This window comes from Comamonas sp. UBA7840, assembly GCF_002501455.1.
Classification (GTDB): domain Bacteria; phylum Pseudomonadota; class Gammaproteobacteria; order Burkholderiales; family Burkholderiaceae_C; genus Comamonas; species Comamonas jiangduensis.
The window spans coordinates 106,221-116,250 of sequence record NZ_DLTI01000008.1; the positions used below are offsets into that span (position 1 = coordinate 106,221).

Annotated in this window: 10 protein-coding genes and 1 tRNA gene; 9 read left to right on the forward strand and 2 right to left on the reverse strand. The window is 54.0% G+C overall.

All coding sequences use genetic code 11. From position 1 onward, the window contains the following. Positions 1 to 111 precede the first annotated feature (111 nt). The 7 genes from B3R00_RS02015 (at position 112) to bla (ending at position 6,654) form a co-directional block, all read left to right on the forward strand. Positions 112 to 1,113, forward strand: coding sequence for a sulfate ABC transporter substrate-binding protein (locus B3R00_RS02015; protein WP_286997133.1), 1,002 nt, complete (start codon positions 112 to 114; stop codon positions 1,111 to 1,113). 57 nt (positions 1,114 to 1,170) lie between these two features. Further along, positions 1,171 to 2,058 (forward strand): sulfate ABC transporter permease subunit CysT, encoded by an 888-nt coding sequence (gene cysT, locus B3R00_RS02020; protein ID WP_286997135.1) that lies wholly within the window; start codon positions 1,171 to 1,173, stop codon positions 2,056 to 2,058. Then, entirely contained in the window at positions 2,055 to 3,017 is a 963-nt protein-coding gene (gene cysW, locus B3R00_RS02025; protein ID WP_286997136.1) for a sulfate ABC transporter permease subunit CysW, read from the forward strand. Before cysT ends, cysW begins: the two co-directional genes overlap by 4 nt. A gap of 28 nt (positions 3,018 to 3,045) precedes the next feature. Further along, positions 3,046 to 4,173 (forward strand): sulfate/molybdate ABC transporter ATP-binding protein, encoded by a 1,128-nt coding sequence (locus tag B3R00_RS02030; RefSeq protein WP_284213260.1) that lies wholly within the window; start codon positions 3,046 to 3,048, stop codon positions 4,171 to 4,173. 60 nt (positions 4,174 to 4,233) lie between these two features. After that, complete coding sequence (locus tag B3R00_RS02035; protein WP_286997138.1) at positions 4,234 to 4,743, forward strand: disulfide bond formation protein B; 510 nt, start codon at positions 4,234 to 4,236, stop codon at positions 4,741 to 4,743. 102 nt (positions 4,744 to 4,845) lie between these two features. Next, a complete protein-coding gene (locus B3R00_RS02040; RefSeq protein WP_286997139.1) occupies positions 4,846 to 5,562 on the forward strand; it encodes a pseudouridine synthase in 717 nt (238 codons plus the stop codon). A 171-nt stretch (positions 5,563 to 5,733) separates the two neighbouring features. Further along, entirely contained in the window at positions 5,734 to 6,654 is a 921-nt protein-coding gene (gene bla / locus B3R00_RS02045; protein WP_286997140.1) for a class A beta-lactamase, read from the forward strand. A gap of 97 nt (positions 6,655 to 6,751) precedes the next feature. Here bla and B3R00_RS02050 read toward each other — a convergent pair whose 3' ends face one another. Further along, positions 6,752 to 7,426 carry a glutathione S-transferase gene (locus B3R00_RS02050; RefSeq protein WP_286997141.1) on the reverse strand — a complete coding sequence of 225 codons (675 nt, stop codon included), beginning with the start codon at positions 7,424 to 7,426 and terminating at the stop codon, positions 6,752 to 6,754. A 252-nt stretch (positions 7,427 to 7,678) separates the two neighbouring features. Here B3R00_RS02050 and B3R00_RS02055 point away from each other — a divergent pair. Further along, positions 7,679 to 7,769: transfer RNA gene (locus tag B3R00_RS02055), tRNA-Ser, on the forward strand. Positions 7,770 to 8,364: 595 nt separating this feature from the next. Here B3R00_RS02055 and B3R00_RS02060 read toward each other — a convergent pair. Continuing rightward, on the reverse strand, positions 8,365 to 9,189 hold the full coding sequence (locus B3R00_RS02060) for a hypothetical protein (RefSeq protein ID WP_286997142.1): 825 nt from the start codon (positions 9,187 to 9,189) through the stop codon (positions 8,365 to 8,367). A 307-nt stretch (positions 9,190 to 9,496) separates the two neighbouring features. On the opposite strand from B3R00_RS02060, the gene B3R00_RS02065 reads away from it, so the two are divergent. Beyond that, the gene (locus B3R00_RS02065) at positions 9,497 to 9,703 is read left to right on the forward strand and encodes a helix-turn-helix transcriptional regulator (RefSeq protein ID WP_286997143.1); all 207 of its coding nucleotides are present in this window, start codon (positions 9,497 to 9,499) and stop codon (positions 9,701 to 9,703) included. Positions 9,704 to 10,030 lie beyond the last annotated feature (327 nt).

Genomic DNA, 10,030 nt, shown 5'->3' on the forward strand with positions numbered 1-10,030 from the left:
ATTCTAAATTCTGATAAATTTAAAAAAATATATTCTTTTGAGTTTTAAGAAGTTCTCTTCACAATGCGCTGCATCTCTTAAAAACACGCATTTGTGCAAGGCGGCAACACCATGACATCTTTGAAGCTCAAGACCCTGTTGGCAACGATTGCGCTGGCTGCCGGTGGCATGGCCAGTGCCCAAGACCAGTTGCTCAATGTCTCGTATGACGTAGCGCGTGAGTTCTACAAAGACTACAACCAAGCTTTTGTAGCCCACTACAAAAAGACCACGGGCAAAGACATCAAGATTGACCAGGCGCACGGCGGCTCCAGCGCCCAGGCACGTGCCGTCAATGATGGTCTGCCCGCCGATGTGGTGACTTTCAACACCACCACCGACATCGAATTTCTGGCCAACAACGGTGTGGTGGCCAAGGACTGGGCCAAGCAGTTTCCGTACGATGCATCGCCCACCACCTCGACCATGCTGTTCCTGGTGCGCCACGGCAACCCCAAGAACATCAAGGACTGGAAGGATTTGACCCGCCCCGACGTGAAGGTGGTGGTGGTCAACCCCAAGACCGGTGGCAACGGCCGTTACGCCTACCTGGCAGCCTGGGGTTCGGTGCGTGAAGCCGGTGGCACCGACGCGCAAGCCCAGGAATTTGTCAAGCAGCTGTACAAGAACGTGCCCGTGCTGGGCAAGGGCGGGCGTGATGCCACGGCCATCTTCTTGCAGCGCAATATTGGCGATGTGCTGATTACGTTTGAGTCGGAAGTGATTTCGGTGGACCGCGAGTTTGGCAAGGGCAAGGTCGAAGCGGTGTACCCGTCCAGCTCCATCGTGGCAGAGAACCCCGTGGCAGTGGTGCAGCGCACCGCGCAGAAAAAAGGCTCTGGCGCGTTGGCCAAAGCGTATCTGGACTACTTGTACACCGATGACGCCCAAGAAATTGCAGCCAGCCACGCGTTGCGCCCCCGTTCGGAAGCTGTGCTGAAAAAGCACGCCGACATCTTCAAGCCTTTGAAGCAGTTCACCGTGGCCAAGTACTTTGGTTCGCTGAGCGAAGCGCAGAAGGTGCATTTCAACGACGGCGGCAAGTTCGACGAGATCTACACCCCCGGCAAGTAATTGCTGCGCGGACTAAGGCAACTTTCATAACAACAATCACAGGCTGTCAGGGACATCATGGCTTCTGCATCCCCCGTCAGCCCAAGTCTTGGCGCTACTGCCCCGGCCCGCCGTGGGCGTGGCGCCAAGCGCGTTCTGCCCGGTTTCGGGCTGACCTTGGGCTACACACTGTTTTATCTCAGCATCATCGTGCTGATACCGCTGTCGGCGCTGATCTTTAAAACGTTTGAACTCACCTGGGAGCAGTTCTGGGAGGCGGTGAGCGCCCCGCGTGTAGTGGCTTCCTACAAGCTGACGTTTGGCGCCTCGTTCTTGGCGGCCGTGGTGAACCTGGTGTTCGGCTTGCTGATTGCCTGGGTGCTGGTGCGCTACAAATTCCCAGGCAAAAAAATTGTCGATGCGCTGGTGGACTTGCCGTTTGCACTGCCCACTGCGGTTGCTGGCATCTCGCTGACGGCCTTGCTGGCCGGCAACGGTTGGGTAGGCCAGTACCTGGAGCCGTTGGGCATTCAATTGGCTTTCAACCCCAACGGTATCGTGATCGCCTTGATTTTTATTGGGCTGCCTTTTGTGGTGCGCACGGTGCAGCCGGTGCTGGAAGACTCTGAAAAAGAGCTGGAAGAAGCTGCGATCAGCTTGGGGGCCAGCCGCTGGCAAATTTTCTACAAAGTGATTTTGCCCAGCATCTTGCCCGCCCTGATGACTGGCTTTGCCATGGCGTTTGCGCGTGCAGTGGGGGAGTACGGCTCGGTCATTTTCATTGCGGGCAACATGCCCATGATTTCAGAGATCACGCCGCTGATCATCATCGGCAAGCTAGAGCAGTACGACTATGCCGGCGCAACGGCAGTCGCCGTGGTCATGCTGCTGATTTCGTTTGTATTGCTGCTGGTGATTAACGCCCTGCAAGCCTGGCAACGCCGTCACGCAGGAGCACCCGTATGAACGAACAACACTACTTTTTGCTCAAGGTGCTGCTGGCGGTGGTGGTGCTGCTGGTGATTGCCTACCAACTGACTGCGCCCAAGAAAGGGAGTAAGCCCGAAAAGCTGTCGGTGACCGAACCGCGCTGGGTGCGTTGGGTGCTGATCGGTGTGGCGATGAGCTTCATCTTGCTGTTTTTGGTGCTGCCACTGGCGGCGGTGTTTACCGAAGCGTTGCGCAAAGGCGTGGAGGCGTACTGGCAGGGGCTGCATGAGCCCGATGCGTGGGCCGCCATCAAGCTCACCTTGCTGACCGCCGTGATTGCCGTGCCCTTGAATTTGGTGTTTGGCGTGGCAGCAGCCTGGTGCATTGCCAAGTACGAGTTCAAAGGCAAGGCATTTTTGACCACGCTAATTGATTTGCCCTTCTCGATCTCCCCCGTGGTGGCAGGCTTGATGTACGTACTGGTGTTTGGCGCTAACGGCTGGATGGGCGCTTGGCTGGCTGAGCATGACATCAAGATCATCTTTGCGGTGCCGGGCATTGTGCTTGCTACCGTGTTTGTCACCTTCCCGTTCATTGCCCGCGAGCTGATTCCGCTGATGCAGGCCCAAGGCAACGACGAAGAACAGGCGGCCATCGTGCTGGGCGCCAGCGGCTGGCAAACCTTCTGGTACGTGACGCTGCCCAACATCAAATGGGGCCTGCTGTACGGCGTCATTCTGTGCAATGCCCGGGCGATGGGGGAGTTTGGTGCGGTGTCGGTGGTTTCGGGCCACATCCGTGGGCAGACCAACACCATTCCGCTGCACGTGGAAATTCTCTACAACGAATACCAATCGGTTGCGGCATTTGCAGCGGCGTCTTTGCTGGCCTTGCTGGCGCTGGTGACGCTGGTCATCAAGACCTACGCCGAATGGAAGCATGAACAACAAGTGCAAGCGGCAGCCAATATGCCGCCTGAGCGCCCCAGCCACTAAAGCACGGTGCAACTGAAAGAGACAGATCATGAGCATTGAAATTCGCAATGTCAGCAAGCAGTTTGGTGACTTCCAGGCCCTGCGCGATGTGAGTTTGGACATCCAGTCCGGAGAGTTGATCGCGCTGCTCGGCCCCTCGGGCTGCGGCAAGACCACGCTGCTGCGCATCATCGCCGGGCTAGAGACGCCCGATGTGGGCAGCATCCACTTCAGCGGCGAAGACACCACCGACGTGCACGTGCGTGAGCGCAACGTGGGCTTTGTGTTTCAGCACTACGCACTGTTTCGCCATATGACGGTGTTTGAGAACGTGGCCTTTGGCTTGCGGGTGAAGCCGCGCAAAGAGCGCCCCAGCGAAGCGCAGATCAAAGAAAAGGTCATGAACCTGCTCAAGCTGGTGCAACTGGACTGGGTGGCGGAGCGCTTTCCTTCGCAATTGTCGGGGGGGCAGCGCCAGCGTATCGCTTTGGCCCGCGCCTTGGCGGTAGAGCCGAAGGTGTTGCTGCTGGACGAGCCCTTTGGCGCGCTGGATGCCAAGGTGCGCAAGGAGCTGCGCCGCTGGTTGCGCCGCCTGCACGATGAGCTGCATGTGACCTCCATCTTCGTGACGCACGACCAAGAAGAAGCCCTGGAAGTGGCCGACCGCGTGGTGGTGATCAACAAAGGCAAGATCGAGCAAGAAGGCACACCGCAAGAGGTCTGGGAAAACCCCGCCAGCCCCTTTGTCTATGGCTTCTTGGGGGATGTGAACCTGTTCAAAGGCCGCGCCCAAGATGGGCAGGTGTATCTGCAAGAAGGCATGCAGCTGGAGAGCAGCGAAGCCAAGGGCGCGGTCGACAAAAACGCCTTTGCCTATGTGCGCCCGCACGAGCTGGACGTGGCGCGCTATTCGCCCGGACAAAATACCGACGGCAATGGGCGCACCACGGGGCTGGTGGTGCAGCTCAGCCGTGCCATTGTGGTGGGGCCGATTGCCCGTTTGGAACTAATTGCCGCAGAAGATACCCAAGCCGGAGACAATGCACAGTCCGAGCATTTGATTGAGGCGCAAATCCCCGCCGAGCAGTTCCGTGAAATGGGCCTGCGCGAAGGGGAGACACTGGTGGTCACGCCACGTCGCGCCAAGGTATTCTTGGACGAAGCAGCAGGCATTTAACGCAGCCATCTGCACAAGGCAGGGGCGGCAGATGCCGCCCTTTATTTTTCAGAGAACAACATGCAGGTTTTGAACTGGATCACCACCGCACCGCGCCGCACTTTGGCGCTGATTGCCGCAGCCTGTGTGGCGCTGCTGGCTTTTGGCATGTATTTGCAGCACGTGCAGGGCCTGGAGCCTTGCCCCATGTGCATTGTGCAGCGTTATGCTTTGATATTGGTAGCTGTCAGCGCAGGGCTGGCAAGCCTTAGGGGCTCAAAAGGCTGGTGGATGTCTTTCGGCGTTCTGGCGCTGGCTGCTTCGGGTTTTGGTGCATTTGTGGCCGCGCGCCAAACCTGGCTGCAGTGGTACCCCCCCGAGTTCGCCAGTTGCGGGCGCGACTTCTACGGCATGATTGAAAACTACCCCGTCAGCCGCGCCATCCCCATGATTTTCCGTGGCTCGGGCGACTGCACGGCCGTGGATTGGGCGTTCTTGGGCGGCTCCATCGCCAACTGGTCGTTCGTATGCTTTGTGGGTTTTGCGGCGGTGTTGCTGGTGCTGCTCCTCAAGGGTGGCAAACGCGCTTAACACTACCCACTCGTTCATTGCCCCAAGCCCCGGTATGTACTGCATGCCGGGGCTTTTGCTTGTGGCCCACAATCACAGTTTTTGCAAGTTGGTTTTTTGGGTATGCCTCAGTACATCCTCTTTCACAAGCCGTATGGCGTTCTGTCGCAGTTCACGCCAGAGGATGGCGCACGTTCGCTGGCGGAGTTTGATCTGCCCAAAGGGGTGTATCCGGCCGGGCGGCTGGACAAAGATTCTGAAGGCTTGCTGCTGCTGACCGATGACGGGCCGTTGATTGAGCAACTGCTCAATCCGCGCAACCAAAAGCCCAAAACTTACTGGGCGCTGGTGGAGCGGGTACCCGATGAAGCTGCGCTGCAGCGCATGCGCGATGGGCTGCGTATTGAGGACTACACCACGCTGCCCTGCGAAGTGCAGTTGTTGGCCCCGCAGCCTGACGTAGCGCCCCGCGATCCACCTGTGCGTGTGCGCAAAAGCGTGCAAGACGTGTGGCTGGCCATCACCGTGGTGGAGGGTAAAAACCGCCAGGTGCGCAAAATGACAGCGGCCATTGGCCATCCCACGCTGCGCTTGGTTCGCCGCAGCATTGCCAATCTGGAACTCAGTGATTTGCCACTGGGCCAGTGGCGCGCCATTGCCCGTGAAGAGATCCAGTGGGGCACCACAGCCAATCCCGATGCCGCCGAGACAACGACTGGCAGTGGCGTTCCCGTGCGCTATGTGCGTGAAGCGCGTAGCCCAGCAACGCAGCCACGTAAGTGGGGTCAGCCAACAGCGGCACCGCGCCGCCCTGGCGCGTGGTTCAACAAAAAAAAATAAAAATAGAAGCGGCTAGCGCAGGTAATGCAAAGGTTTTAAAGAGCTTTCGCATTGAAATGAAACTATGGTGAGCGCTAGGCGCTATCTTTTTCTTTCACCGTAGACGGATGGTGGGTTTTTTCTGCGCGCTATGGTCGCCATGGTCTTTGGATATTCACGAAAGGATGGGAAATGGATCGCAGAAACTGCTTGCAAATGGCCTGGCTGTTGGGGCTAGGTGGCATCGCGGGCTGCACTGTGCCAGCGCCACCCCAAGGCACCAGCGCAGCCAGCCGCTGGCAGCAGGCATTGGCGCAATTGGAGTCACAAAGCGGCGGACGACTGGGGCTGTATGCCCAGCAGTGGGGCAGCAAACCATGCCTGGCGTACCGCAGCGATGAGCGCTTTCCCATGTGCAGCACTTTCAAAAGCCTGCTGGCAGCGCAGGTGCTGGATTTGGCGGGGCGAGGTGTTTTGGATTTGGCGCAGACCGTGCGCTACAGTCGGCAAGCGCTGGTGCCTTATTCGCCGCTGACACAGTCGCATGCCGATGGCGCGGGCATGACCGTACAGGCGCTGTGCGCCGCCGCGGTCACGGTCAGTGACAACACCGCTGCCAACTTGCTGCTGCAACTGCAAGGCGGCCCTGCCGGTTTGACGCAGTGGTTGCGTGCGGTGGGCGACGATGACACGCGCCTGGACCGTTATGAGCCCGATCTCAACACCGCGCTGCCCGGTGATGTGCGTGATACCACGACGCCCCAGGCCATGGCAGGCAGCATGCTGGGCTTGATGCAGCCGGGGCCAGACGCATGGCTTAAACCCAAACAACAGGCGCTGCTGCAGCAATGGCTCCTGGCCAGTCCCACGGGCAACAAGCGTTTGCGCGCAGGCATGCCTCAAGATTGGAGGGTGGGTGGCAAAACCGGCACTGGAGTGAATGGCACTGCCAATGACGTGGTGCTGGTCTGGCCCAAGCCAGGGACCGCGCCTTTGGTGGTGGCGGCCTACTTGACCGGTGCGCAGTCAGTGGATGACGCCGCACGAGACGCAATCTTGGCCCAGGCAGGTGCCCTGGTGGCGCAGTGGTGGAAGTACCAGCAGCAGGCATAAATCGTCAGGCCATCCCAAAAAGGCACTTCGATGGTGGTTCAAGTGCCTAGGGTGCAGTCCTTTCACCGCTGCCGCTGCACAGGTGCGCGTGGATGTCTTAATCCGATTCCACGCTGTCGGTGCTGAAGGCAGGGCCTGTGGTACCGGGTACCCAGCCCGGATAGGTTTCCATGATTTCGGCAAACAAGGCCGAATCAATCCAGCGCTGCAACCAGTCTTGCAGATGCGGCCAAGGCTGCTCGGCCCACTGCGCCTCATCAATGCGCGCAAACTGGCGCACAAAGGGGCGCAGCGCCATATCGGCCAAGCTGGGGTTCATACCAAACAGGTAGCCGCTCTCGGTCAGTTGCGCATCGAGATCAGCCAGCCAAGTCAGCGCATCGGTTTGCGCTTGGTTGACCGCTTCGGCGGTGTAGCGTTCAGGATATTTGCAGCGATCCAGCGCTTGCTTGAAAAAACTGTCGTTGCGGCCAATCAGGGCCAGCATGTCATCCAGCGTACCTTGGGTAGGGGTCAGCCATCCATCGGGATCTTTGGATTGCAGCGCATGCAGCATGATCTCCAGGCTTTGCTCAATCACGCGGCCATCTTGCAGCACCAGCACGGGCACCGTGCCTTTGGGTGATGCCTCCAGCAAAGCTTGTGGCTTGTTGCGCAGATTGATCTCGCGCAGCTCACATGCCAGCCCCGCATGGGCAAGCGCCAAACGCGCACGCATGGCATAGGGGCAGCGGCGGAAGGAGTACAAGATGGGCAAAGCTGGAACAGTCATTCAATCGATATGCAAGTGAAGAGGGTGGCAGTTGAGGCATGGGCAGGCCATTTCGCCCGCCCGAAGTGGGGCACTGTACCTGTTTGTCGCAAAACGTGCGCGGTTGTGGCCCTGGGCAATCAGCCTTTGCACACTCGTAGGCCGTTAAGAAAGCGGGGGACGGGCAGAGGCGATGAAAAAATACCTGTTTCTTCAAAAAAGTGCGCGCTTTGTGGATGAGTGCTTCAAAAGCACGTTAGAATTTCAGCTTCCGGAGAGGTGGATGAGCGGTTTAAGTCGCACGCCTGGAAAGCGTGTGTGGGTTAATAGCCCACCGCGGGTTCGAATCCCGCCCTCTCCGCCATATATTCAATGAAATCAATAGCTTATATAGGAATTTGATTTCTGTACCACATAAGGTACCACTTAAAACAAAGGCTGCACCCTCACAGGTGCAGCCTTTTGCTCTTTAGAACGTACTCAAAGTCTTCGAAGCAGGAAGCCATGTGCTATTGCACAAATCGAAGTCAACAACAGCCTCCCAACATCAAAGCACGCCGATACCACGACTACCGACCGAGCTTGGCCCAAGCGCACAAGCTGCACCAATACAGCACCCCAGCGCGTACTCATACCCACGCCTGCTGCAAGCTTGTGCTTTATGACGGCAGTAGCTTCGCCACTAGGTTGCCTTTGAGTGCTTGACCATCTCGAACCCCGACTGTTTTCCACCAGCTCGTTCGACCTCTATCGCAGCACCAACTATGTTGGCATAACGCCATGCTTCGGTGTGCGGCAACACTATGTACGCACAGAGTTCACATCTGCACCATTGCAGCACCCTGATACACATACCACCAGCTTGCTGCAGCGCCAAACATGTAGCCTGCCACCTGGCGCAAGCAGCAGATGCTTTTTTCAGCAACCAATCATCCGGGATCCGACATTCAAGAAGCACTTCACTCTGGGAACATCATTCTTTTTCTTTCCTCAAAGAACGAATCCAACTTCAACTCCTTGCGGTGACTTATTATCAGGTTTATCACATCAGATCTACTTATCCCACAACAATCAGATACATTCTGCAACCATTCAGCATTAGATGACTTAATTGTCATATTGAACTTGGCTAGACCAACTTTATTTTTCGATTTTTTTGTTCTATAGCTATCAACAATTCTTTTAAATTCTCTAAAACAATCTCCTTCTTTTATAAAAATAACATCCATTCTGAGCACAAGCTCTGAAAGCTCACCAATCGGATTTGATCGGTATTTTAAAAGGAAATTATTCGCTACACTAATCTTTAATTTTACATCTTCACCTTCTATTTTCTGAACCCATTTAACATCAAAGTTATCCTTTATTCTTTGCTCAAAACATAGTCGTGCTTTTCTTATTAAACGATCAATATGTAAAATATCATTTTTTTTATCAAGCAATCTGTAAGAAAAAAATTCCAACTTAAGTATTTCATAATCTTTATCTTCAAATACTCCTTCCGGAATATATCTCGACACATCTTCCAAGCATCGTCTCCATAGACCCAAATCTAATCTAGATAAATTTTCCTCTAAATAAATAGATAAAAACAACAAACCTCTTTTGCTAGAAAAAATAATTTCATTATTCTCTGTGTTTATTTTTATATTTTCATAGTCATTGTACAAGTAATTAAAATCATCATTTTCATTAATTTTTATTTTACTTATTTCATTTTCCAAAAAGGAAATTTCATTACCTTTCTTAGCACCACTTGAATTCAATCGAATCTTCAAGCACACAGCTAAAAACCTTGTCAACCTATCATTTCTCACATCTCATCCAATCATAAGCGCTTATGAAATAGTTGCATTTTAGTGACATTTTTTTCATGTAATGCAGATGAATCAACTTTGTTTACAGCATGTAAGTCTTATGTTTTTACCAACTTACATTCCTGAAACCAATGCTATATCTCCTGATTTCAGCAGTTACAGAGAGGATACCGAAGGAGTCTACTTAGTACAACCTACTTGTGTAAGCAGGTTAGACGAATGAAAAAAATAACTCTGCTGGTCATCCGATGACGACAATCATCGAAAGCAGGTCATGCGTATCATCAGACTCAACGAGGTTATAAACAGAACTGGGCTTGGCAAAACATCGCTGTACAAGTTCATTAAGGCTAAAACATTCCCTCATCCAATCGCTCTTGGAGAGCGAGCTGTTGGATGGGTTGAGGCCGAAGTTGACCAATGGATTACAGCGCGTATAAACGAACGAGACTTATCTAAGATTAATACTTTCCCAGAGTAATAAACATCAATAATTTTTAGGAATTAAAGCAATTTAAAAATTGAAGGCTTGGTGTATCCAAGCCTTCGATTAAATCATTGTGTAGGGGTAGCTATATATAGAGAATATGTATAGATAGAGGTGGGGTGGCTGGGTTTGTTTAAAGATAAATGACATAGACAAAAGCTCTATATCAAGCATTCACTTGTAAAGCAGGTCAGTCTTTTGTGAAGCATCATGCATATGGCAATGCATACCACTTCATGATGCCAGTCAGGGTTCAAGTTAAAAAACCAAAAACACTCGTAGATGATCTGAGAAGAAGGTAAACATCTAATGGATCTACAA

Bases quoted from the DNA above. Each gene is read 5' to 3' on its own strand.
- B3R00_RS02015 (WP_286997133.1), top strand. From the start codon at position 112: ATGACATCTTTGAAGCTCAAGACCCTGTTGGCAACGATTGCGCTGGCT.
- cysT (WP_286997135.1), top strand. From the start codon at position 1,171: ATGGCTTCTGCATCCCCCGTCAGCCCAAGTCTTGGCGCTACTGCCCCG.
- cysW (WP_286997136.1), top strand. From the start codon at position 2,055: ATGAACGAACAACACTACTTTTTGCTCAAGGTGCTGCTGGCGGTGGTG.
- B3R00_RS02030 (WP_284213260.1), top strand. From the start codon at position 3,046: ATGAGCATTGAAATTCGCAATGTCAGCAAGCAGTTTGGTGACTTCCAG.
- B3R00_RS02035 (WP_286997138.1), top strand. From the start codon at position 4,234: ATGCAGGTTTTGAACTGGATCACCACCGCACCGCGCCGCACTTTGGCG.
- B3R00_RS02040 (WP_286997139.1), top strand. From the start codon at position 4,846: ATGCCTCAGTACATCCTCTTTCACAAGCCGTATGGCGTTCTGTCGCAG.
- bla (WP_286997140.1), top strand. From the start codon at position 5,734: ATGGATCGCAGAAACTGCTTGCAAATGGCCTGGCTGTTGGGGCTAGGT.
- B3R00_RS02050 (WP_286997141.1), bottom strand. From the start codon at position 7,426: ATGACTGTTCCAGCTTTGCCCATCTTGTACTCCTTCCGCCGCTGCCCC.
- B3R00_RS02065 (WP_286997143.1), top strand. From the start codon at position 9,497: ATGCGTATCATCAGACTCAACGAGGTTATAAACAGAACTGGGCTTGGC.